Here is a 22,816-nt window from a genome sequence, read left to right on the forward strand (position 1 = left end):
CCCACCACACCTCGAAAGGAGGTTCTTCCATGTCTCTCGTCAGTTCCCTCAAGAAGGCGTCCGACTCCCTGCGCGCCATCAAGACGCAGGCCTCGGGCGCGGGCACCTCGGTCAAGAAGATCGGTGACGCCGGAAAGTCGGCGTCCGGTCAGCTCAAGACGCTCCGTACCAACGCCCAGGGCTCCACCACCCAGCTCAAGAACCTGAAGACCGCCTCGGAGCAGGCCGAGCGCGCCATGAAGAAGGCCGGCGACACCGCCCAGTCGGCCGGCGGAAAGCTCGGCCGGTACGAACAGGGCGCCGGCAAGGCCGCCAAGGGCCAGGACAAGCTCAACCGGTCCATGAAGGGCAACTTCCTGGTCCGTCTGCTCGAACTCTTCATGCCGCTCATCGAGACGATCGTCGAGATGGCGCTGCGCTCGAAGACGATGCAGACCGTCATGAAGAAGGCGTTCAGCGCCGTCAAGAGCGTCATCAGCTCCGTCATGAAGGCCATCGGGCCGATCATGAAGAAGGCCGGCGCCCTGATCAAGACGGTCTGGACCGGCATCAAGAAGGCCGTCTCCACCGTCGTCAAGGCCGTCGCGACCGTCATCAAGACCTACGTGAAGATCTGGAAGACGGTCATCACCACGGTGATGAACGCGATCAAGTCGGTCGTCAGCGCGGTCTGGAAGGGCATCAAGGCCGTCATCGTGCCGGTCGTCGACTGGATCAAGTCGGCGATCCCGAAGGCGTTCACCGCCGTCAAGGACAAGATGTCGTCCGTGTGGAACGGCCTCAAGGACATCGCGTCCCGGGCGTTCGACGGCATCAAGAGCGGTGTGAAGGGCCCGATCAACGCCGTCATCGGCCTGATCAACTCGATGATCAGCAGCCTCAACCGCGTGAAGGTCAGTGTCCCCGGCTGGGTTCCGGTCGTCGGCGGCAAGACCTTCGGCGTCAACATCCCGAACATCCCGATGCTCGCCACCGGTGGTGTCGTCATGCCCCGCACCGGCGGTGTCCCGGCGATCCTCGCCGAGGCCGGCGAGGCCGAGGCCGTCCTCCCGCTCTCCAAGCTGGACCGGCTGCTCGCCCAGACCGCACGGCGCGCCCGCATGTCCCCGGGCAACCAGGGCGGGTCCGCCGGCCCCGGGCTGCACATCGAGCACTACCACGCCGCCCGGAACAGTGACCCGCACGCGACCGCCGACGCGCTCATGTACCTCGTGAAGGCGCGTGGAGCCCGCGCATGAGTGCCGTGGCCATCGGCGGCCCCATGCCGAACCCCTTCCGGGGCGTCGCACCGAGGATCACCGCTCTGAGGCGGGGACTCGGCGACGCGGGCGGCTCGCTGCGGCGGTTCTCGGGCAACGTCCGGCAGGCGGCGGGCGGCATCGGCGGCTTCGCCACCGCCACCCGTAACGCCGGAACCACCCTGCGCGCCCTCGGCCAGAACGCCTCCGGCGCCGCCACCGCGCTGACCAGGATCCGCCGGTCCACCGCCCCCGCCGGCGTGAAGCGGATCGGCACCGCCGCCGGAAAGGCCCGTACCGCCGCCGGGAAGATCGGCACCGGCGCCGGCGTGGTCCTCGGCATCCTCCTGCCGCTGCTGCCCATCACGGACGTCATCTCCGGCCTCATGGGCACCTACGGCACCGTCATGACCATCGCCTCCATCGCCATGACAGGCATCAACGTCGCCATGCGGGCCAACCCCATCGGCTTCGTCATCGGCCTGATCGTGCCCATCGCGGCGTACCTCATCGAACTGGCCCTCAACTCCGAGACCGGCCAGCGGATCATGAAGCAGGTCTTCCAGCAGGCGCTGAAGGGCTTCCAGGCGGTCTGGAAGTTCATCCAGCCGTTCATGAAGCTCCTCGGCCAGGCCGTGGGCACCTACTTCAAGGCGTACCTGACCGTCTTCAAGACGGGCCTCAAGGTCGTCGGATCGGCCATCGGCGGGATCTCCAGGCTCGGTTCCGCCGTCCGTTCCGCCTGGAACGCGCTGAGCGGCATCGCCTCCCGCACCATCGGCGGCATCAAGAGCGCCGTACGGCCGGTCGTCGACTGGATCACCGACAAGATCCCCGGCTTCTTCCGGACCGCCAAGGACGCGGTGAGCAAGGCCCTGGGTGGCATCGGCGACCTGATCAAGGGCGCTCTGAGCGCCGTCATCGGCGTCGTCAAGGGGCCGATCAACGGCCTCATCGCCTTCGTCAACTGGATCATCGACGGGCTCAACAAGCTGAGCTTCGAAATCCCCCTCACCGACAAGAAGTTCGGCGTCGAGCTCGACAAGCTCCCGATGCTCGCCGAGGGCGGCATCGTCTCCCCCGGCAGCGCCGAGGACTACCGCATCGACTCGCTCTCCCAGCTGGAGAACCGTCGAGTCCCGGCCCTCACGGAGCCGCTCCCGCAGCCCCGCCGCATCCGGGACTTCCACGAGGAGCCCGGCGCCGGCCCCCGGTCGACCGCCGAGGACCTGCTCTTCCTCGCGACCGCCACCCGCTGACGCCCACCGCTGACGCCCACCGCCGACCCCATCCCAAGTGAGGTGACGGCCCCATGGCCGAGACCACGACCCCGTACGCCGAAAACTCCTACACCGCCGACCTCGCGCCCGGCTCGCTCATCACCCAGGACGGGCAGATGCAGTGGGCCGGGCTCCTCATCGGGCCCGGCACGCCGTTCAACGTCGACAAGTCCGGCCTGTCGGGCTGGGAGGACCTGCCCGAGTACGACTCCTCCGACGCCGACCGGCCGACCTCCCACGGCGCCTGGCCCGGCTCCCGCTTCGCCAAGCCGCGCAAGGTCGGCGGCACGATCGTGCTGATGCCGGAGTACGGCGGCACGGCCAGTGCCCTCCGCGCGCTGCGGCAGGCCCTGGCCCTCCTCGACGAGGAGCGGTGGCTCACCGTGCGGCTGCACGGCGAACTGCTCACCGTCCGCGCCCGGATCGCGCAGCGCGTCGTCCCCGCCGACCAGGGCTTCGCCACGCAGGGCAGCTCACGCATGTCGATCCAGTGGCTGGCCTCCGACCCGCGCCGGTACGCCGTCAACGAGCAGATCGCCACGACCACTCCCCCGCAGCCCGAGTCCGGTCTGAGCTGGCTGCCGGACGGGCTGAAGTGGCCGCTCGACTGGGGCAAGGCGAAGAGCACCGGTGACGCCGTCGCCGAGAACACCGGTTCGGCCCCGGCCCACCCGGTGATCGTCTTCCGCGGCCCGTGCTCCATGCCGACCGTCACCGAGCGGGTCACCAGGCGCCGCCTGCGGTACGCGATCGACCTGGCCGCCGGCGACGAGCTCACCGTCGACACGCGCGCGGGCACGGTCATGCTCAACAACTCGGCCTCCCGCCTGCACACCGCGATGGCCGACTCCACCCCGGAGGAGCTGTTCGTGCTGGAGCCCGGCCGCACCGACCTGTCGTTCCGGCCCGAAGAGGGCACCGAGCAGTCGCTGATGACGGTGCGCTGGCGCAGCGCCGAATGGTGACCGCCCCCTCCGCGTGAACCCCGAAGGCGACCGCCGTGCGGTGCCCACGCCACCGCGTGGGCACCGCACGGCCCCGAGCCGTTCCTCCACCCCGACCGTCCCGACCCTTTCGGAGAGGTGACCCCATGACCGTACGTGCCGCTTGGCTCCACACCACCGGCCAGACCCGCGAGGACACCCGTCTGACCCTCGCGGCCCTGCTCACCCCCAGCGGCCAGAGCGCCGAGGAGACCCCGCTGCGCTCGCGGTCGGGCATCGTGCCCGGCGGCTTCGTCCTGACCGGCAACAACCCCATGCAGTGCACCATCGGCACCGGCCGCGCGATCATCCAGGGCAAGGACACCGCCCAGGGCGCCTACCTCGTCGCCGTCACCGCCCCGGAGAGCTTCACGCACGGGGACGGCGACCCGCAGCACGACCGGATCGACCTGATCGAGCTGGCCGTCGTGGACGCCGGCTACGACCAGGGCGGCACAACCGAGGCCGTGGTCCGCCTGGTCAAGGGCGAGCCCGCGGCCACCCCCGTCGCCCCCGCGAGCGGCAACGGCAGCACGATCCCGCTCTACACGGTGCGCGTGCCGAAGGGCACCTCGGCCGGCACCGGCGGCGTGCCGTGGGCCACCGCGGTCACCACCCAGCACTGGCCGGTCGTCGCCCTCGGCGGCATCATGCCCGCGAGCGGCTTCAAGGGCGCCTACGTCGGCCAGTACCGGGACGTCGCCGGACTGCTCCAGCGCTGGGACGGCGCGACCTGGGTCTCGTACCCGAAGCCCATCGGCGGCATCGCCCCGCACGGCACGGTGACGACCGGTACCTACACCGGCCAGTTCCGCGACAACGCCGGAGTCCTCCAGCGCTGGGACGGTACGGCCTGGCAGTACGCCGAGGGCAAGGCGACGATCCTGTTCAGCGCCTCGCAGACGGCACACCAGACCGTCCCGCAGAACGAATGGACCCCGGTCACCCTCCAGACCGTCGACATCGACGACTTCAACGGCTGGAACGGGACCAACACCTTCACCGTGCCGCGCACCGGCTGGTGGCGCGTCTCCGCCCACGCCGCCTGGACCAGCGACTCCTTCACCGGCATGCGCGGTGCCCGGGTCGTCGTCGGAGGTGTCGGCGTCCCCCGGATGACCTGGCTCACGCCCGCGGGCGGCGGCCCCGTCGTCGTCGGCGGCCAGGGGCTCATCAAGCTCACCGTCGGCAACACGGTCCAGCTCTCCGCGTACCAGACGACCGGCGCCCCCATCCGGACCCTCGGCGGCGGCGGCTACTCCTGCAACCTCTCGGCCGAGTGGATCAGGTCCTGACCGCACCGGGTCGTCTCCCCGTCCCGCCCCTCCCCCGCCCCCTCCTCGACTCTTCGAACGGAGAAACCCCATGAACCTGCGCAGCAGCTGGGTCACCGAGATCGGCCAGACCCGCGAGGACACCCGGCTCACCCAGGTCGGCGTCACCACCATGACCAACCCCGTCCAGGTCCGCTCCGGCGTCCTGCCCGGCTCGTACGACGGCCTGTACCGGATGGCCGGCTTCTGGACCTTCGGCTCCGCCGCCATGTCGGCCACCGTCTCCGAGGGCCGGGCCGTCATCCAGGGCGAGATCTCCCAGGGCGTCTACCCGGTGACGCTGCCGGCCTCCACGGTCGTCACCTTCGCGCCGGGCAACGCCCAGTACAACCGCATCGACCTGATCGTCCTGAGGATCTACGACGGCCTCTACGACTCCTCGACCACCAACTCCGCGAAGGTCGAGATCATCCAGGGCGCCGCGGAGCAGAACCCGAAGGTCCCGCTCGTCCCGGCGCGCTGCCTGCCGCTGTACGAGGTGCTCGTCCCGGCCGGCGCCAGCGCGGGCAACGGCGGCATCCCGTGGAACACCGCGCTCAAGGACCTGCGCACCCCGGTCGTCTCCCTCGGCGGCATCCTCCCGGTCGAGGGACCGGTCCTGCCGGGTGCCTACCCGGGCCAGTACCAGGACGCGGGCGGCGCGCTCCAGCGCTGGGACGGCGGCGCCTGGGTGTCGTACCCGCAGGCGCTCGGCGGCATCCTCCCGTCCGCCGCCTCCGCCACTCCGGCGAGCTACATCGGCCAGTACCGCGACTCGACGACCGGCAAGCTCCAGCGCTGGGACGGTTCCACGTGGGTCCCGGTCGTGCAGGGCCCGTACGTCGTCGACAACACGGACTACGGCGACACCACGTCGACCACGTGGACCTCGACGCTCCTGGGGCGCGCCACGAACCCGCTCACGCTCAACTTCGTCGCACCGCCGTCGCGGACCATCGCCGTCAGCTTCGGCTGCCGCATGAAGTCGAACAGCCCCGATCACTACGCGTTCATGGCGCTCAAGCTGACCAGGGACTCCACGGTCGTCGGCGACCTCGACGACGAGTACGCGACGATCGCGGCCAGCCCGCACCTCATCTCGGCGTCGACCACGCGCCGCTTCACGGGCCTGATCGCGGGCGCGACGTACACGTTCACGGCCTTCTTCCGGATCATCGCCAACACCACCAACCTCAAGGCCGGCTTCGACAACACGTTCATCAAGGTCGACGCGCTGCCGTAGTCCCGGATCCACCCACCCGACAGGAGAACACCATGGCACTGCGCAGCGGCTGGCTCGCGCCGACCGGACAGACCCGTGTCACCACCCGCCTCACCGCCCACGGCGCCACCACCCCGGTCAACCCGCTCGCCTCGCGCTCCGGGATCCTGCCCGGCACGGTCGACGGCAAGTACCGGGTCGGCGGCCTCTGGATGAGCTCCAGCGGTCCGATGACCGCGACCGTCTACGCCGGGCGGGCCGTCGTCCAGGGCACCAACGCCCAGGGCGCGTACCCCGTCACCCTCGACGCGGACACCGTCCTCACCTTCGGGGACGGCGACCCGCTCCACCCGCGCATCGACCTCGTCGTCCTGCGCGTGTACGACGACGAGTTCGACAGCCTCACCCGGAGCGAAGCCGCCCTGGAAGTCATCAAGGGCCAGCCGAAGGCGCAGCCGGAACCCCCGGCCGCGCCCGCGGCCTCCCTCGTCCTCTTCTCGGTCAAGGTGAAGGCCGGGGCCTCGGCCGGCACCGGCGGCATCGACTGGGCGGGCGGGGCCATGACCGACCTGCGCACCACAGTCGTCGGTGTGGGCGGCATCCTGCCCGTCTACAACAACGCCGGTGTCCCCGGCTCCTACCCGGGCCAGTACCAGGACAACGACAACACGCACTACCTCCAGCGCTGGGACGGCAACGGCTGGGTCGCCTACCCGAAGGAGATCGGCGGCGTCGCCCCCGCAGGGGCGCTCTCGGTCGGCAGCTACCCGGGCCAGTTCCGGGAGAACAACGGCACGCTCCAGCGCTGGAACGGCACCTCGTGGGCCAACTACCAGCCGCCGGTCGAGGTGGAGACCACCACGAGCGGCGCGACGGCACTGGCCGGCTGGACGGTCGTGGCCTTCTCCGGCCGGCGCAGCCGGGGCATCGCGACCGTCCTCGTCACCGTCACCCGCAACGGCCCCGACATCACCGCCAGCAGCGCCGGCAGCATCGTCGACGAACCGCTGTGCACGCTGCCCGCCGGATGGCGCCCCGCCATCGACTTCGAGTCCTCCGCCTGCGACGGGTTCGGCAACGGCGGCGCCTACATCGGGACCAACGGGCAGATCAACCTGCGCACCTGGTCCGCGAACGGCTCCCTCGTCGCCGGCCGGACCGTGCGCATCGCCGGCACCTACGTCCTGTAAGGGGGCGCTCCCATGGCACTCGACACGCCCTACCGGGCCATCTTCTGCGACCTGATCACCGATCAGACCCTGGACATCCTGCCGCTGCGGGACGTCTCTTTCGACGACTACATCGGCCGGGCGGGCTCCCTGTCCGGCACCGTCCCGATCCCCAACCGCGCCATCGCCGACCGGGTCCACAAGATCCGGCCGGGCCGTACGACGGTCTACCTGGAGCGCGGCGGGGACCTGTGGTGGGGCGGCATCGTCTGGACCACCAACCTCCAGGGCAGCGACCGGGGCGTCCTGACCCTGAGCGTCCAGGCCGCCACCTTCGACTCGTACGCGACCCGGCGCCGCATCCGTACGGACGAGTTCAAGACCCTCTTCACCCAGCCGACCGACCAGTTCGACATCGCCCGCAGCCTCTGGACGAGGCTCTCGGACGGCCTGGGCGCCAGCAGCATCGACCCCGGCGACTCGGAGGAGAAGTCCGGGGTCATGCGGACGGCCTCATGGCGGCACGGCGACGAGACCGTCTACCAGGAGGCGCTCGACCAGCTCGGCGCCCAGGTGAACGGCTTCGAGTACCAGATCCTGGTCTACCGCGACCCGAGCGACGGCAAGCGGGTCCGCCAGCTCCGGCTCGGATCGCCCAGGATCCGTACCGGCGCCACCGACATGATCTTCGACCGGCCCGGCACGATCCTGTCGTACGCCTTCTCGGACGACGCGACCCGCGGCGGCACGGTGTCCCTGGCCCGCGGCGCCTCGACCAACAGCAACGCCGCCGCCGAGTCCCGGCCCACTCTGTCCGACCTCATGACGCCGGACAAGCTCGACAGCGATTGGCCCCCGCTCGACCTCTCGTCGGACCACAACGACATCAGCGACAGGACCACGCTGAACTCGCTGGCCAAGGCCGCTGTCGAGGAGGCGTCGGGATCGGCCCAGATCCCCGAGATCACCATCCGGCTCGGCGGGATCGTGCCCCCGGCGCTCCTGGGCCGCACCGCCCGCATCCGCATCACCGACGAATGGCACCCGGCGGGTCTCGACGCCCGCTACCGCATCGTCGGCGTCAAGGTGCGGCCGGCCGAGCGAGGTCGCCCCGACACCGCCGAACTCGCCCTTGAGGAGGCCTGATGGCACTGCTGCCCGAGGACATCATCGACCGGCTGATCCAGATGGAACGCCGGATCCAGGCCCTGTCCACGGCCGTGAACACCCGCCCGCCGCTCACCGAGATCGTCAACGGCTCGCTGACGATGAAGCGGCAGACCGACCCGGAAGACCCGAACACGGCCGTCACCGTCGCCCAGATCAACACCAGCGGCCCGGGAGGCACCAAGCCGGTGCTGCGGGTCAACGACGCCTACGGCCACGAGATCCTGTCGGACGACATCCTGACCGGCGGTCTCGCCCGGCCCTGGCTGCCGATGCTGCCTCCGCAGGACATCGCCAACCTCGGGAACTGGGCGTCCACCACCTCGACCGCCTGGACCACGATCGCCACGTCCGTCAACCCGATCTGGCAGCCCCACATGCGGCTCAAGGCCCTCACCAGGGTCTCCAGCGGTGCGGCCGGCCAGGTGCGGGTGATGGTCAACGGCGTCCAGTTCGGTTCGACCATCACCGCCGGCTCCACCTTCGACCACAGCGGCCCGGTCACCAACGACATGCAGATGAACTTCGGCAGGGACCTGACGGTCGACATCCAGGCCATCGTCACCACCGCCGGCACCATCTACGCGCAACCCGTCCTGATGCACGGCAAGCAGACCTGACCCACCCCACCACCCTGGACAGGAGTCACCCATGACCCCCGACCCGACCCATCCCTGGGGCCTGGCCATCGACTACGCGGGCCGCGGCGCCGTCACCGAGGACGGCCACACGATCGCCGTCCGCCTCTACGACAACACGTTCGGCGGCCCGCTGGAACTCGACCCGATCACGGGCGAGTACCCGGCCGTGTACGTCAGCGCCCAGGTCAACGAGAACGGCCAGAGCGGCGCCTCCCTGCGCGGCTACGGCATGGTCGTGGTCAACCCGACCAACCGCAACCCGGTCGTGCCCGACCCGACCGCCGTACAGAACGCCGTCGCCGCGGCGCTCGCCGACTTCGAAACGCGCCGTGCGTCCTACGCCGCCCTCTGCGCCCTCTGGGACCCGGCCACCCAGCCCGAGCCGACTCCGGATCCGGAACCGCAGCCCGAGCCGACTCCGGATCCGGACCCCCAGCCGCAGCCCGCCCCGTAGCGGCCACCCCGGTCACCACAGCCCCACCCGTACGTACGCCCGCCCGAGTGCGGGCCTTCTTCATGTCCGGAGGAACACCAGATGGCCACTCCCCTCTCCGCGGACCGGCTCCTCGCCGCGCTCCGCGCCGAAGGCGTCACCGTCGTCGAACACCCCGGCTGGCGCACCCACAACCGCAACCACACCGGTGCCTGGGGCCCCGTCACCGGCGTGATGATCCACCACACCGTCTCCAGCGGCACCGCCTCCTCCGTCGAGCTCTGCTTCAACGGCTACGAAGGCCTGCCCGGACCGCTCTGCCACGGCGTCATCGCCAAGGACGGCAGTGTCCACCTCGTCGCCAACGGCCGCGCCAACCACGCTGGCGGCGGCGACCCGTCCGTCCTCCAGGCCGTCGTCACCGAGACGTACGGCGACCGGCCGCCCGCCCCGCGCGAGCACCAGGGCAGCTCCAACGCCGTCGACGGCAACTCCCGCTTCTACGGCTTCGAGTGCATCAACCTCGGCAACGGCACCGACCCCTGGCCGGCCGCCCAGCTCGACGCGATCGAGCGCGTCTCCGCCGCCCTCTGCCGCGCCCACGGCTGGGGCGCCCGGTCCGTCATCGGCCACCTGGAGTGGTCCGACTGGAAGAGCGACCCCAAGGGCTTCGGCATGCCGACGATGCGCGACCGCGTCCAGGCCCGCCTCGGCAAGGCCCCCGCCAAGACGCCCGCCCCGGGCAACCCGGCGAGCGGCAAGCCCACCCCGCCCCGCCTCCAGCCCTTCCCGGGCACCTCGTTCTTCCGCAAGGAGACGAGCTCCCCGATCATCACCGCGATGGGCCGCCGGCTCGTCGCCGAGGGCTGCTCCGCGTACGGAGTCGGCCCCGGCCCCCGCTGGAGCGAGGCCGACCGGCGCAGCTACGCCAAGTGGCAGCACAAGCTCGGGTTCCGCGGCTCCGACGCCGACGGCATCCCGGGCGCCGCCTCCTGGAACGCGCTGAAGGTCCCGTACAGCAAGTAGCCCGTACGACGCTTACACGAACAGCCGTACGCGTACACGAAAAAGCTCGTACGAGAGGAGACCCCCGATGTCCGATGCCGCCAAGCGCACGGCCCGCACCGTCCTCCAGTCCGCCGTCGGCATCGCCGTCGTGCTCCCCGCGATCGTCGACGCGTCCGGCGTCCCCGCGACCCTCCCCTGGGTCGCCGGGGCGCTGGCCGTCGCCGGCGGACTGGCCCGGGTGATGGCCCTCGACGTGGTGCAGATCCTGCTGCCGTCCTGGCTGCGCAGCTCCCCGGGCGGTGCCGATGACCGAGTCTGATCCGAACGACCCGGTCGCCGTCGCCCTCGAACTGGAACGCCTCCGCGGCACCCTGGAGGCCGGCTTCGCCCGCGTCGACGGCTCGCTCGCGCTGCTCGTGCAGCGCAGCGACCAGACCGACAAGCAACTGGCCGACCACGAGGCCAGGCTCGACGCCCTGGAGCGCAACCGCTGGCCGCTCGCCAGCATCGCCGCGCTCACCGCGAGCGCCGGCGTGCTCGTCGCGGTCTGGGAACTGGCCGCCCGCTAGGGCAGCCGGGTACGCCGAAGGGCGGCCACCCACACGGGGTGACCGCCCTTCGGTCAAGCGACTCGCTTACTGGTTGTACGGACCGTAGTCGTAGTCCTCCAGCGGAACGGCCTGGCCGGAGCCCGAGCCGAACGGCGAGTAGTCGATGTCGTCGTAGCCGACGGCCGAGTACATCGCGGCCTTGGCCTCTTCGGTCGGCTCGACCCGGATGTTGCGGTAGCGGGCGAGGCCCGTACCGGCCGGGATGAGCTTACCGATGATGACGTTCTCCTTGAGGCCGACCAGGGAGTCCGACTTGGCGTTGATCGCCGCGTCGGTCAGAACCCGGGTCGTCTCCTGGAAGGACGCCGCCGACAGCCACGACTCGGTGGCGAGCGAGGCCTTGGTGATACCCATCAGCTGCGGACGGCCGGAGGCGGGGTGACCGCCCTCGGTGACCACACGACGGTTCTCGGTCTCGAACTTCGAGCGCTCGACGAGCTCGCCCGGCAGCAGCTCCGCGTCGCCGGACTCGATGATCGTCACGCGGCGCAGCATCTGCCGGATGATGATCTCGATGTGCTTGTCGTGGATCGACACGCCCTGCGAGTTGTAGACCTTCTGGACCTCGGCGACCAGGTGGACCTGGACCGCACGCTGACCGAGGATGCGCAGCACGTCGTGCGGGTTGGTGGCACCCACGGTGAGCTTCTGGCCCACCTCGACGTGGTCGCCCTCGCCCACGAGCAGACGGGCACGCTTCGAGATCGGGAACGCCGTCTCGTCGGTGCCGTCGTCGGGGGTGACGACGATCTTCTTGGTCTTCTCGGTCTCCTCGATACGGATGCGGCCGGCCGCCTCCGAGATCGGGGCGACACCCTTGGGCTGACGAGCCTCGAAGAGCTCGACGACACGGGGCAGACCCTGGGTGATGTCGTCACCGGCCACACCACCGGTGTGGAAGGTACGCATCGTCAGCTGGGTACCGGGCTCACCGATGGACTGGGCGGCGATGATGCCGACCGCCTCACCGATGTCGACCAGCTTGCCGGTGGCGAGCGAACGGCCGTAGCAGAACGCACACGTACCGACCGCGGACTCACAGGTCAGGACCGAGCGGGTCTTGACCTCCTCGACGCCCGCGTTGACGAGGGCGTCGATGAGCACGTCACCCAGGTCGACGTTGGCCGGCGCGATGACCTTGCCGTCGACGACGACGTCCTCGGCGAGCATCCGCGCGTACACGGAGGTCTCGACGTCGTCCGTCTTCCGCAGGACACCGGCCTCGTCCTTGGCCGCGATCCGCAGCTTCAGACCGCGCTCGGTGCCACAGTCCTCCTCGCGGATGATGACGTCCTGCGAGACGTCCACCAGACGACGGGTCAGGTAACCCGAGTCGGCGGTACGCAGGGCGGTGTCGGCGAGACCCTTACGGGCACCGTGCGTGGAGATGAAGTACTCGAGGACGGTGAGGCCCTCGCGGAACGACGCCTTGATGGGACGCGGGATCGTCTCGTTCTTGGCGTTCGACACCAGACCACGCATACCGGCGATCTGACGCATCTGCATCATGTTTCCTCGGGCACCCGAGTCAACCATCATGAAGATGGGGTTCGTCTTGGGGAAGTTCGCGTTCATCGCCTCGGCAACCTCGTTGGTCGCCTTGGTCCAGATCGCGATGAGCTCCTGCGTGCGCTCTTCCTTGGTGATCAGACCGCGCTCGTACTGCTTCTGGACCTTCTCGTCCTGCGCCTCGTAGCCCTTGACGATCTCCTTCTTCGCCTCGGGAACGACGACGTCGGAGATGGCCACGGTGACGCCGGAACGGGTCGCCCAGTAGAAGCCCGCCGCCTTCAGGTTGTCGAGCGTCGCCGCCACGATGACCTTGGGGTAGCGCTCGGCGAGGTCGTTGACGATCTCGGAGAGCTGCTTCTTGCCGACGGAGTAGTCGACGAACGGGTAGTCCTCGGGCAGCAGCTCGTTGAAGAGCGCGCGGCCCAGGGTCGTCCGCAGACGGAACGAGTCGCCCTGCTGCCACTCACCGGCGGCGACGCTGTCGTCACCCTCCTCCGTGACCGGGGGAACCCAGCCGCGGGGAGCGACGGTGCCGACGGGGAAGCGGATGTCGATCTCGGACTGCAGAGCCAGCTCGCCGGCGTCGAACGCCATGATCGCCTCGGCCGTGGAGCCGAACGCGCGGCCCTCGCCCTTGGTGTCACGGAGCTCACCGTCGGTGGTCAGGAAGAACAGACCGAGGACCATGTCCTGGGTCGGCATCGTGACCGGACGGCCGTCGGCGGGCTTCAGGATGTTGTTCGAGGACAGCATCAGGATGCGGGCCTCGGCCTGCGCCTCCGCGGAGAGCGGCAGGTGCACGGCCATCTGGTCACCGTCGAAGTCCGCGTTGAAGGCGGTGCAGACGAGCGGGTGGATCTGGATGGCCTTGCCCTCGACCAGCTGGGGCTCGAAGGCCTGGATGCCGAGGCGGTGCAGCGTGGGCGCACGGTTCAGCAGAACCGGGTGCTCGGCGATGACCTCTTCGAGGACGTCGTACACGACCGTGCGGCCGCGCTCGACCATCCGCTTGGCGCTCTTGATGTTCTGCGCGTGGTTCAGGTCGACCAGGCGCTTCATCACGAACGGCTTGAAGAGCTCCAGCGCCATGGCCTTCGGCAGACCGCACTGGTGCAGCTTCAGCTGCGGACCGACGACGATGACGGAACGCGCGGAGTAGTCCACACGCTTGCCGAGCAGGTTCTGACGGAATCGACCCTGCTTGCCCTTCAGCATGTCGCTGAGGGACTTCAGGGGACGGTTACCGGGACCGGTCACCGGACGACCACGACGACCGTTGTCGAAGAGGGCGTCCACGGCCTCCTGAAGCATGCGCTTCTCGTTGTTCACGATGATCTCGGGCGCACCGAGGTCAAGGAGTCGCTTCAGACGGTTGTTGCGGTTGATCACGCGGCGGTACAGGTCGTTCAGGTCGGAGGTCGCGAAGCGGCCACCGTCCAGCTGCACCATCGGACGCAGGTCCGGCGGGATGACCGGCACGCAGTCGAGAACCATGCCCTTGGGGCTGTTCGCGGTCTGCAGGAACGCGGAGACGACCTTGAGGCGCTTGAGCGCACGGGTCTTCTTCTGGCCCTTGCCGGTACGGATGATCTCGCGGAGGCGCTCGGCCTCCTCCTCCAGGTCGAAGGACTCCAGGCGCTTCTGCAGCGCCGCGGCACCCATCGAGCCGTCGAAGTACGTGCCGAAGCGGTCACGCAGCTCGCGGTAGAGGAGCTCGTCGCCCTCGAGGTCCTGGACCTTGAGGTTCTTGAAGCGCGACCAGACCTCGTCCAGACGGTCGATCTCGCGCTGCGCGCGGTCGCGCAGCTGCTTCATCTCGCGCTCGGCACCCTCGCGCACCTTGCGGCGCACGTCGGCCTTCGCACCCTCGGCCTCGAGCTCGGCCAGGTCGTTCTCGAGCTTCTTGGCGCGGGCCTCCAGGTCGGAGTCGCGACGGTTCTCGATCTGCTGACGCTCGACGGAGACGTGCGCCTCGAGGGAGGGCAGGTCACGCGTACGACGCTCGTCGTCGACGAACGTGATCATGTACGCCGCGAAGTAGATGACCTTCTCGAGGTCCTTCGGGGCGAGGTCGAGCAGGTATCCGAGGCGCGACGGGACGCCCTTGAAGTACCAGATGTGGGTGACGGGAGCGGCGAGCTCGATGTGGCCCATCCGCTCACGGCGCACCTTGGCGCGGGTGACCTCGACGCCACACCGCTCACAGATGATGCCCTTGAAGCGGACACGCTTGTACTTGCCGCAGTAGCACTCCCAGTCCCGGGTCGGACCGAAGATCTTCTCGCAGAAGAGTCCGTCCTTCTCGGGCTTGAGCGTGCGGTAGTTGATGGTCTCCGGCTTCTTGACCTCGCCGTGGCTCCACTGACGGATGTCGTCAGCGGTAGCCAGACCGATCCGGAGCTCGTCGAAGAAGTTGACGTCGAGCACTATGCGTCAATCCCTCTCAGGGTTGTAAGTCTTGGGGTCTGGAACGGGGGTCCTGGGGCCGGCGGGGGGACCATCACTGGTCCCCCTGCCGGAACTCCCGTCAGACCTCTTCGACGCTGCTCGGCTCGCGCCGGGACAGGTCGATGCCGAGCTCCTCCGCTGCGCGGAAGACGTCCTCGTCGGTGTCGCGCATCTCGATGGACATGCCGTCCGAAGAGAGCACCTCCACGTTGAGGCACAGGGACTGCATCTCCTTGATGAGCACCTTGAAGGACTCGGGGATGCCGGGCTCAGGGATGTTCTCGCCCTTGACGATGGCCTCGTAGACCTTCACGCGGCCGGTCACGTCGTCGGACTTGATCGTCAGCAGCTCCTGGAGGGCGTACGCGGCGCCGTATGCCTCCAGCGCCCACACCTCCATCTCGCCGAAGCGCTGGCCACCGAACTGGGCCTTACCACCCAGCGGCTGCTGGGTGATCATCGAGTACGGGCCGGTCGAACGCGCGTGCAGCTTGTCGTCGACCAGGTGGTGCAGCTTGAGGATGTACATGTACCCGACCGAGATCGGGTCCGGGAACGGCTCGCCGGAGCGGCCGTCGAACAGCCTCGCCTTACCGGTCGGGAGCACCATGCGCTCACCGTCGCGGTTCGGGATCGTGTGGTTCAGCAGACCCGCGAGCTCGTCCTCACGCGCACCGTCGAAGACCGGGGTGGCGACGTTGGTGCCCGGGGCGACCTGGTCGGCACCGATGGCCTGGAGGCGCTGCGCCCACTCGTCCGCGAGGCCGGAGACGTCCCAGCCGCGGCTGGCGAGCCAGCCGAGGTGGATCTCCAGGACCTGTCCCGGGTTCATTCGGGACGGGACACCCAGCGGGTTGAGGATGATGTCGACCGGCGTGCCGTCCTCGAGGAAGGGCATGTCCTCGATCGGAAGGATCTTGGAGATGACACCCTTGTTGCCGTGACGGCCGGCGAGCTTGTCGCCGTCGGTGATCTTGCGCTTCTGGGCGACGTAGACGCGGACCAGCTGGTTCACGCCCGGGGGAAGCTCGTCGCCCTCCTCACGGTCGAAGACGCGGACGCCGATGATCTTGCCGATCTCGCCGTGCGGCACCTTCAGCGAGGTGTCACGGACCTCACGGGCCTTCTCACCGAAGATCGCGCGGAGCAGGCGCTCCTCCGGGGTCAGCTCGGTCTCACCCTTGGGCGTGACCTTGCCGACGAGGATGTCGCCGGCGACGACCTCGGCACCGATACGGATGATGCCGCGCTCGTCGAGGTCGGCGAGGACCTCCTCGGAGACGTTCGGGATGTCCCGGGTGATCTCCTCCGGGCCGAGCTTGGTGTCACGGGCGTCGACCTCGTGCTCCTCGATGTGGATCGAGGAGAGGACGTCGTCCTGCACGAGGCGCTGCGACAGGATGATCGCGTCCTCGTAGTTGTGACCCTCCCACGGCATGAACGCCACGAGCAGGTTCTTGCCGAGCGCCATCTCGCCGTCTTCGGTGGCGGGACCGTCGGCGAGGACCTGGCCCTCGATGACGCGGTCGCCCTCGTCCACGACGACCTTCTGGTTCACAGAGGTGCCCTGGTTGGAGCGCGAGAACTTGTGCAGGCGGTACGTGATGTACGTGCCGTCGTCGTTGGCGACCGTGATGTAGTCGGCCGACAGCTCCTGGACGACACCGTCCTTCTCGGCCTTGAGCACGTCGCCGGCGTCGGTGGCGCAGCGGTACTCCATGCCGGTGCCGACGAGCGGGGCCTCCGACTTAATCAGCGGCACCGCCTGACGCATCATGTTCGCGCCCATGAGGGCACGGTTGGCGTCGTCGTGCTCGAGGAACGGGATCATGGCGGTCGCGACCGACACCATCTGGCGCGGCGAGACGTCCATGTAGTCCACGTCCGACGGCTCGACGTAGTCGACCTCGCCGCCACGCTTACGCACCAGGACACGGGGCTCGGTGAACTGCATGTCGTCGTTGAGCGCGGCGTTGGCCTGCGCGATGACGAAGCGGTCCTCCTCGTCGGCGGTGACGTAGTCGACCTCGTCGGTGACCCGGCCGTCGACGACCTTGCGGTACGGCGTCTCGATGAAGCCGAACGCGTTGACGCGGCCGTACGAGGCGAGCGAACCGATCAGACCGATGTTCGGGCCCTCGGGGGTCTCGATCGGGCACATGCGTCCGTAGTGGGACGGGTGCACGTCTCGGACCTCGAAGCCGGCCCGCTCACGGGACAGACCACCAGGGCCCAGCGCCGAGAGACGACGCTTGTGCGTCAGACCCGACAGCGGGTTGTTCTGGTCCATGAACTGGGACAGCTGGCTGGTGCCGAAGAACTCCTTGATGGAGGCGACGACCGGCCGGATGTTGATCAGGGTCTGCGGCGTGATCGCCTCGACGTCCTGGGTGGTCATGCGCTCACGCACGACGCGCTCCATACGAGCCAGACCCGTGCGGACCTGGTTCTGGATGAGCTCGCCGACGTTGCGCAGACGACGGTTGCCGAAGTGGTCGATGTCGTCGGTCTCGACGACGATCTCGTTGCCGTTCTCGCCGATCGTCTCGGTCTCGCCCGCGTGGAGCTTGACCAGGTACTTGATCGTGGCGATGACGTCGTCGGTGGTGAGCACGCCGGCGTCCAGCGGCTCGTCGGCGCCGAGCTTCTTGTTCACCTTGTAGCGGCCGACCTTCGCGAGGTCGTAGCGCTTCGGGTTGAAGTAGAGGTTCTCGAGCAGCGTCTGAGCGGCCTCACGGGTCGGCGGCTCGCCCGGACGCAGCTTGCGGTAGATGTCGAGCAGCGCGTCGTCCTGGCCCTGGGTGTGGTCCTTCTCCAGGGTGGCGCGCATGGACTCGTACTCGCCGAACTCCTGCAGGATCTGCTCGGTGGTCCAGCCGAGAGCCTTGAGGAGGACGGTGACGGACTGCTTGCGCTTGCGGTCGATGCGGACACCGACCAGGTCGCGCTTGTCGATCTCCATCTCCAGCCAGGCACCCCGGGACGGGATGATCTTGGCGGAGAAGATGTCCTTGTCGGACGTCTTGTCGATCGAGGAGTCGAAGTAGACGCCCGGCGAGCGGACAAGCTGCGACACGACGACACGCTCGGTGCCGTTGATGACGAAGGTGCCCTTGTTGGTCATGAGCGGGAAGTCGCCCATGAAGACCGTCTGAGACTTGATCTCGCCGGTCTCGTTGTTGGTGAACTCGGCGGTGACGAAGAGCGGGGCGCCGTACGTGAAGTCACGGTCCTTGCACTCGTCGATCGAGTTCTTCGGCGGCTCGAAGCGGTGGTCGCGGAAGGTCAGCGACATCGACCCGGAGAAGTCCTCGATCGGCGAGATCTCCTCGAAGATCTCTTCCAGACCGGACTTCGTGGGGACGTCCTGTCCCGACTCAAGGGCAGCCTCGACGCGAGCCTTCCAGGCGGCGTTGCCGAGCAGCCAGTCAAAGCTCTCGGTCTGCAGCGCGAGGAGGTTCGGAACCTCGAGGGGCTCCTTGATCTTTGCAAAGGAGATGCGCAGCGGGGCGGTGCTTGCGCCGTTGTTCGTATTGGTCGAGGCGTTGCGCGAGGCGGCCAAGAGGGGGTCCTTCCGAGGGCTCGGACTCACTACGCGCGTACCGGTCCCCAGCAACGCTTCACGGCAGACGTTTCCTGAGATGACCAAAAGGCCAGGTCAGACGGGGTCGGTCCGAGTAGCGGATGCGAAGGTATGCCCCTGGTGACGGGCAGGGGGCAGCTAACAGGCAGCGCAAAGGGTCAGTGTAGCCACTTGGCTCACTGATGTCCAGGGCGAATAATTCGCGACCCTCGTTGCTCTCAACTCCGCGGTACCTCGCGCCGTGTGACGCACCTCGATACTGCCCGTTCAGCCGTCGATCCATGCCTCGGATACGGATCGTTGTGACGACGCGTCCTGAGAATTGCGCGCTGCGTGCGGTTCGTCAAGGCCCCCCGGTGTGCGGGGCGCACGGCGAAGATCACCATACTCCGCTCCCGGCGGCCCTCGGGTCCCCCGCCACGCCCTTCCCGGGGAACGCCGAAAGGCGACCACCCACAAGGGTGATCGCCTTTCGGTGCTCCCGCGTTACACGGGGGCAGGAGTCAGCTCAGCGAGCCGAAACGGTCTTACTTGACCGTGACGGAGGCGCCGGCGGCCTTGAGGGACTCGGCGGCCTTCTCGGCAACGTCCTTCGCGACCTTCTCGAGGACGGCCTTCGGGGTGCCGTCGACGAGGTCCTTGGCCTCCTTGAGGCCCAGGGAGGTGAGCTCACGCACGACCTTGATGACCTGGATCTTCTTGTCGCCCGCGCCATCGAGGATGACGTCGAACTCGTCCTGCTCCTCGGCGGCCTCGGCAACGGCGCCCGGGCCGGCCGGACCGGCAACGGCGACGGCCGCGGCGGCGGTGACGTCGAACTTCTCCTCGAAGGCCTTCACGAACTCGGAGAGCTCGATGAGGGTCATCTCCTCGAACTGGGCGAGGAGGTCGTCCTGAGAGAGCTTCGCCATGATGGGCGATCCTTCCACTAATTCGGCAGGTGCCGATGTGTCTATAGAGGCGGGCGTAACGGCCCGCTACGACCCGCGTACTAGGCGACGCGGATCAATGCGCGAGCCGAATTACTCGGCACCGCCCTGCTCGGCGAGCTTGACGCGAAGCGCTTCCGCAGTGCGGACGAACTTCGACGGCAGCGCCTGGAAGAGCGAGGCAGCCTGAGACTGCTTGCCCTTGAACGCGCCGGCCAGCTTGCTGAGCAGAACCTCGCGGGACTCGAGGTCCGCAAGCTTCTTGATGTCGTCGGCGGAGAGAGCCTTACCGTCAAGGACACCGGCCTTGATGATGAGGTTCGGGTTCTCCTTGGCGAAGTCACGCAGGGCCTTCGCCGACTCCACCGGGTCACCGGTGACGAAGGCGACCGCGGTCGGACCAGCGAAGTGCTCGTCCAGTGCGGTGATCCCGGCCTCGTTGGCCGCAATCTTGGTCAGCGTGTTCTTCACCACGGCGTACTGGGCGTTCTCACCGAGCGAACGACGCAGCGTCTTGAGCTGCGCAACGGTGAGACCCCGGTACTCGGTCAGCACGGCGGCGTTGGAGCTCTGGAACGCGTCCTTGAGCTCGGCCACCGATGCAGCCTTGTTGGGCGTCGGCATAGTGCTTCGGCCTCCTTCCGGGTGATGAGGACCGCTCAGAAGGTGGCTGAACAAAACAAAACGCCCCGGCGCAGGCGCACGGGGCTTAGCTCGACCGGACGAGTCCGGGAACCTTCCACAGTCACCTGCGCGGGTCGTCCGTTGTCAGCGGATCCTTCGGCCACCGCACCCGGTAAGGGCACAGCAACGACCAGCGGTCTTTGGCTTCTGTGGAAGCTTACGTGACACGTTCCGGTTCGGGCAAATCAGCCCTGCGCGGCGCCTTCGCCGAGGCCGGCGCCGAGCTCCTTGAGCATCTTGAACAGGTCCACGGTGTCCTTGGCCGGCGGCGCCTGGACGGTGGCCTGGGTGCCGTAGTCGCTGTAGTCGGCCCGCATCTTCATCGAGCCCTCGGCCATGGTCATGCCGACGTCCATGCGCGCCGGGAGGCCGTCCTCGTTGACCCAGACCTGGGTGTCGTACCCCTTCATGCCCATCTTCTTGACGTTGGCGATGAGGGCGTCGTGGTCCTTCTTGGAGAGGAGCTTGGACGACTCGTTGGCGGCGAGCATCTGCTCGACGGTGAGCGTGCCCTTGTAGTGCTGGGTCTCCATGCCGTTGATCTTCGCGGCGCCGACGTGCTTCAGGTTCGGGGAGTCGAGGAGCAGCGCGAGCTGCTGGGCCGGGTCCTGGTTCATGCTCTCCAGGCCACCGGTCATCTGCTTCTGGAGCGCCTTGTCGCCGGAGGCCTCGGCGGCCGCCTTCATGTCCAGCTTCATCCAGCGCTTGCCGTCCATCTCGGCGGCCTGCTTCGCGCCCATGTCCAGGTACATGACGTTGTCGGCCATGATCATGCGGACCTGCTCGGGGGCGTCGGGGTCGCCCGCGGCGAGCATGGAGCCCTTCACCGTGATGTCCATGACCGCGGGGTCCCAGCCCTGGACACCGGTCAGCTCGGCGGTGCCCGAGTCCGCGCCGACACCGGACATGGTCATCGTCATCTTGACCTTGGCCGCCTTGGCCGCGGAGGTCTTCTCGTACGCGGCCTGGATGACCTTCGTGACGTCCCCGTGGCTCTTCACCCCGGCACCCGACTTGGCGTCCCCGCCGTCCTGACATCCCGCGACACCCGCCACGACGGCCGTGGCCGTCAGGGCGACGCCCGCGCGCTTCCATGCGGACATGTTCATGAGCGTTCCCCACCCCTTGATTTTCTTTACGGTCCCTTGAACCGTAACAAAAAACAGGCCCTCGCCTCTCCGAGGGAGAGGCGAGGGCCTGTTGACCACTCAGTGAACCGGTGAGGTTCAGACCGCGGCCGGGTCCTCCTCGACGAGGAGGTTACGGGTGCGGTTGGAGTCCAGCGGGATGCCGGGGCCCATCGTCGTCGTCAGGGTCGCCTTCTTGATGTAGCGGCCCTTGGCGGCGGACGGCTTCAGACGAAGGATCTCGTCCAGGGCCGCGGCGTAGTTCTCGACCAGCTTCGTCTCGTCGAAGGAGACCTTGCCGATGATGAAGTGCAGGTTCGAGTGCTTGTCGACGCGGAACTCGATCTTGCCGCCCTTGATGTCGTTGACAGCCTTCGCGACATCGGGGGTGACGGTGCCGACCTTGGGGTTCGGCATGAGACCACGCGGGCCGAGGACGCGGCCGAGGCGGCCGACCTTGCCCATGAGGTCCGGGGTGGCCACAACGGCGTCGAACTCGTTCAGGCGGTTGCCCTTGGAGATCTCGTCGATGAGCTCGTCGGAGCCGACGATGTCGGCGCCCGCGGCGATCGCGGCCTCGGCACGGTCACCGGTCGCGAAGACCAGGACCCGGGCGGTCTTGCCGGTGCCGTGCGGAAGGTTCACGGTGCCACGGACCATCTGGTCGGCCTTGCGCGGGTCGACACCCAGGCGGAAGGCGACCTCGACGGTGCCGTCGAACTTCGTGGTGGCGGTGTCCTTGGCGAGACGGACGGCCTCGAGGGGCGCGTAGTTCCGCTCGCGGTCGACCTTGGCGTCCGCGGTGCGGAGAGCCTTGCTGCGCTTCACTGCTTCTCCTGTTGGTTCAGGTATGGAGTCGTGGTGCGGGCCGCGCCGGCCCTACCACTGAGGTCACGAGGGGGGGTGATCAGCCCTCGACCGTGATGCCCATGGAGCGGGCGGTGCCAGCGATGATCTTGGACGCGGCGTCCAGGTCGTTGGCGTTCAGGTCGGGGAGCTTGACCGTGGCGATCTCGCGGACCTGGGCGGCCGTGAGCTTGGCGACCTTGGTCTTGTGCGGCTCGCCGGAGCCCTTGTCCACACCAGCGGCCTTGAGGATCAGCTTCGCGGCCGGCGGAGTCTTCGTGATGAAGGTGAAGGTGCGGTCCTCGTAGACCGTGATCTCCACCGGCACGACCATGCCACGCTGCGACTCGGTCGCGGCGTTGTAGGCCTTGCAGAACTCCATGATGTTGACGCCGTGCTGACCCAGCGCGGGGCCGACCGGCGGGGCCGGGTTGGCCGCGCCGGCGTTGATCTGGAGCTTGATAAGCCCCGTGACCTTCTTCTTCTTGGGAGGCATTGCTCTCTCCGGGTCCTAGTGAGAGTGTTCAGCCCGCCTTCCGGTCATCCGGATGCAGGCATACCGCACAACGATAACGGGTATAGACGCGCGGCTAAAAACCGAGCAGGTCAGAGCGGCTGTGAG

19 protein-coding genes are annotated in these 22,816 nt (G+C 68.4%); 12 read left to right on the forward strand and 7 right to left on the reverse strand.

Annotated features, from left to right (window positions below; genetic code table 11):
• Positions 1–29 precede the first annotated feature (29 nt).
• The 12 genes from DEJ46_RS15805 (at position 30) to DEJ46_RS15860 (ending at position 11,023) form a co-directional block, all read left to right on the forward strand.
• Positions 30–1,238 (forward strand): phage tail protein, encoded by a 1,209-nt coding sequence (locus tag DEJ46_RS15805; RefSeq protein WP_150267039.1) that lies wholly within the window; start codon positions 30–32, stop codon positions 1,236–1,238.
• Positions 1,235–2,497, forward strand: a complete 1,263-nt coding sequence (locus tag DEJ46_RS15810) for a tape-measure protein (RefSeq protein WP_150267041.1) — start codon at positions 1,235–1,237, stop codon at positions 2,495–2,497. Before DEJ46_RS15805 ends, DEJ46_RS15810 begins: the two co-directional genes overlap by 4 nt.
• 53 nt (positions 2,498–2,550) lie before the next feature.
• On the forward strand, positions 2,551–3,483 hold the full coding sequence (locus DEJ46_RS15815) for a phage distal tail protein (protein ID WP_150267043.1): 933 nt from the start codon (positions 2,551–2,553) through the stop codon (positions 3,481–3,483).
• A gap of 125 nt (positions 3,484–3,608) precedes the next feature.
• Positions 3,609–4,796, forward strand: a complete 1,188-nt coding sequence (locus DEJ46_RS15820; RefSeq protein ID WP_150267045.1) for a hypothetical protein — start codon at positions 3,609–3,611, stop codon at positions 4,794–4,796.
• Between the two features lie 70 nt (positions 4,797–4,866).
• Positions 4,867–6,057, forward strand: a complete 1,191-nt coding sequence (locus tag DEJ46_RS15825) for a hypothetical protein (protein WP_150267047.1) — start codon at positions 4,867–4,869, stop codon at positions 6,055–6,057.
• Between the two features lie 32 nt (positions 6,058–6,089).
• The gene (locus DEJ46_RS15830; protein ID WP_150267048.1) at positions 6,090–7,226 is read left to right on the forward strand and encodes a hypothetical protein; all 1,137 of its coding nucleotides are present in this window, start codon (positions 6,090–6,092) and stop codon (positions 7,224–7,226) included.
• A gap of 12 nt (positions 7,227–7,238) precedes the next feature.
• Positions 7,239–8,351, forward strand: coding sequence for a hypothetical protein (locus DEJ46_RS15835; protein ID WP_150267050.1), 1,113 nt, complete (start codon positions 7,239–7,241; stop codon positions 8,349–8,351).
• Entirely contained in the window at positions 8,351–8,992 is a 642-nt protein-coding gene (locus tag DEJ46_RS15840) for a hypothetical protein (protein WP_150267052.1), read from the forward strand. The genes DEJ46_RS15835 and DEJ46_RS15840 overlap by 1 nt, the downstream gene beginning before the upstream one ends.
• Positions 8,993–9,023: 31 nt before the next feature.
• Positions 9,024–9,467, forward strand: a complete 444-nt coding sequence (locus DEJ46_RS15845) for an ATP-binding protein (RefSeq protein WP_150267054.1) — start codon at positions 9,024–9,026, stop codon at positions 9,465–9,467.
• Positions 9,468–9,548: 81 nt separating this feature from the next.
• On the forward strand, positions 9,549–10,472 hold the full coding sequence (locus DEJ46_RS15850) for a peptidoglycan-binding protein (protein WP_150267056.1): 924 nt from the start codon (positions 9,549–9,551) through the stop codon (positions 10,470–10,472).
• 67 nt (positions 10,473–10,539) lie between these two features.
• On the forward strand, positions 10,540–10,773 hold the full coding sequence (locus tag DEJ46_RS15855; RefSeq protein WP_150267058.1) for a hypothetical protein: 234 nt from the start codon (positions 10,540–10,542) through the stop codon (positions 10,771–10,773).
• On the forward strand, positions 10,760–11,023 hold the full coding sequence (locus tag DEJ46_RS15860; RefSeq protein ID WP_150267060.1) for a hypothetical protein: 264 nt from the start codon (positions 10,760–10,762) through the stop codon (positions 11,021–11,023). Before DEJ46_RS15855 ends, DEJ46_RS15860 begins: the two co-directional genes overlap by 14 nt.
• 66 nt (positions 11,024–11,089) lie before the next feature.
• On the opposite strand, the gene DEJ46_RS15865 is transcribed toward DEJ46_RS15860, so the two are convergent.
• The 7 genes from DEJ46_RS15865 to rplK all read right to left on the reverse strand — a co-directional run bounded on the left by DEJ46_RS15865 (position 11,090) and on the right by rplK (position 22,690).
• A complete protein-coding gene (locus DEJ46_RS15865) occupies positions 11,090–15,004 on the reverse strand; it encodes a DNA-directed RNA polymerase subunit beta' (protein ID WP_024755375.1) in 3,915 nt (1,304 codons plus the stop codon).
• Positions 15,005–15,104: 100 nt separating this feature from the next.
• Positions 15,105–18,587: a DNA-directed RNA polymerase subunit beta gene (gene rpoB, locus DEJ46_RS15870; protein ID WP_150267061.1), complete on the reverse strand. Its 3,483-nt coding sequence runs from the start codon at positions 18,585–18,587 to the stop codon at positions 15,105–15,107.
• A 548-nt stretch (positions 18,588–19,135) separates the two neighbouring features.
• On the reverse strand, positions 19,136–19,519 hold the full coding sequence (gene rplL, locus DEJ46_RS15880) for a 50S ribosomal protein L7/L12 (RefSeq protein ID WP_141295759.1): 384 nt from the start codon (positions 19,517–19,519) through the stop codon (positions 19,136–19,138).
• A 111-nt stretch (positions 19,520–19,630) separates the two neighbouring features.
• Positions 19,631–20,161, reverse strand: a complete 531-nt coding sequence (rplJ, locus tag DEJ46_RS15885) for a 50S ribosomal protein L10 (RefSeq protein ID WP_030687887.1) — start codon at positions 20,159–20,161, stop codon at positions 19,631–19,633.
• Positions 20,162–20,406: 245 nt separating this feature from the next.
• Positions 20,407–21,330, reverse strand: coding sequence for a hypothetical protein (locus DEJ46_RS15890; RefSeq protein ID WP_150267063.1), 924 nt, complete (start codon positions 21,328–21,330; stop codon positions 20,407–20,409).
• Positions 21,331–21,447: 117 nt separating this feature from the next.
• Positions 21,448–22,176, reverse strand: coding sequence for a 50S ribosomal protein L1 (gene rplA / locus DEJ46_RS15895; protein ID WP_150267065.1), 729 nt, complete (start codon positions 22,174–22,176; stop codon positions 21,448–21,450).
• Positions 22,177–22,255: 79 nt separating this feature from the next.
• Positions 22,256–22,690, reverse strand: a complete 435-nt coding sequence (rplK, locus tag DEJ46_RS15900) for a 50S ribosomal protein L11 (protein WP_015035536.1) — start codon at positions 22,688–22,690, stop codon at positions 22,256–22,258.
• Between the last annotated feature and the right edge of the window lie 126 nt (positions 22,691–22,816).

Origin of the sequence: Streptomyces venezuelae (assembly GCF_008642375.1) — a bacterium.
In the GTDB taxonomy this organism is placed as follows: domain Bacteria; phylum Actinomycetota; class Actinomycetes; order Streptomycetales; family Streptomycetaceae; genus Streptomyces; species Streptomyces venezuelae_G.

Coding starts and splice junctions, on each gene's coding strand:
- DEJ46_RS15805 (WP_150267039.1), top strand. CDS start 30: ATGTCTCTCGTCAGTTCCCTCAAGAAGGCGTCCGACTCCCTGCGCGCC.
- DEJ46_RS15810 (WP_150267041.1), top strand. CDS start 1,235: ATGAGTGCCGTGGCCATCGGCGGCCCCATGCCGAACCCCTTCCGGGGC.
- DEJ46_RS15815 (WP_150267043.1), top strand. CDS start 2,551: ATGGCCGAGACCACGACCCCGTACGCCGAAAACTCCTACACCGCCGAC.
- DEJ46_RS15820 (WP_150267045.1), top strand. CDS start 3,609: ATGACCGTACGTGCCGCTTGGCTCCACACCACCGGCCAGACCCGCGAG.
- DEJ46_RS15825 (WP_150267047.1), top strand. CDS start 4,867: ATGAACCTGCGCAGCAGCTGGGTCACCGAGATCGGCCAGACCCGCGAG.
- DEJ46_RS15830 (WP_150267048.1), top strand. CDS start 6,090: ATGGCACTGCGCAGCGGCTGGCTCGCGCCGACCGGACAGACCCGTGTC.
- DEJ46_RS15835 (WP_150267050.1), top strand. CDS start 7,239: ATGGCACTCGACACGCCCTACCGGGCCATCTTCTGCGACCTGATCACC.
- DEJ46_RS15840 (WP_150267052.1), top strand. CDS start 8,351: ATGGCACTGCTGCCCGAGGACATCATCGACCGGCTGATCCAGATGGAA.
- DEJ46_RS15845 (WP_150267054.1), top strand. CDS start 9,024: ATGACCCCCGACCCGACCCATCCCTGGGGCCTGGCCATCGACTACGCG.
- DEJ46_RS15850 (WP_150267056.1), top strand. CDS start 9,549: ATGGCCACTCCCCTCTCCGCGGACCGGCTCCTCGCCGCGCTCCGCGCC.
- DEJ46_RS15855 (WP_150267058.1), top strand. CDS start 10,540: ATGTCCGATGCCGCCAAGCGCACGGCCCGCACCGTCCTCCAGTCCGCC.
- DEJ46_RS15860 (WP_150267060.1), top strand. CDS start 10,760: ATGACCGAGTCTGATCCGAACGACCCGGTCGCCGTCGCCCTCGAACTG.
- rplL (WP_141295759.1), bottom strand. CDS start 19,519: ATGGCGAAGCTCTCTCAGGACGACCTCCTCGCCCAGTTCGAGGAGATG.
- rplJ (WP_030687887.1), bottom strand. CDS start 20,161: ATGCCGACGCCCAACAAGGCTGCATCGGTGGCCGAGCTCAAGGACGCG.
- DEJ46_RS15890 (WP_150267063.1), bottom strand. CDS start 21,330: ATGAACATGTCCGCATGGAAGCGCGCGGGCGTCGCCCTGACGGCCACG.
- rplK (WP_015035536.1), bottom strand. CDS start 22,690: ATGCCTCCCAAGAAGAAGAAGGTCACGGGGCTTATCAAGCTCCAGATC.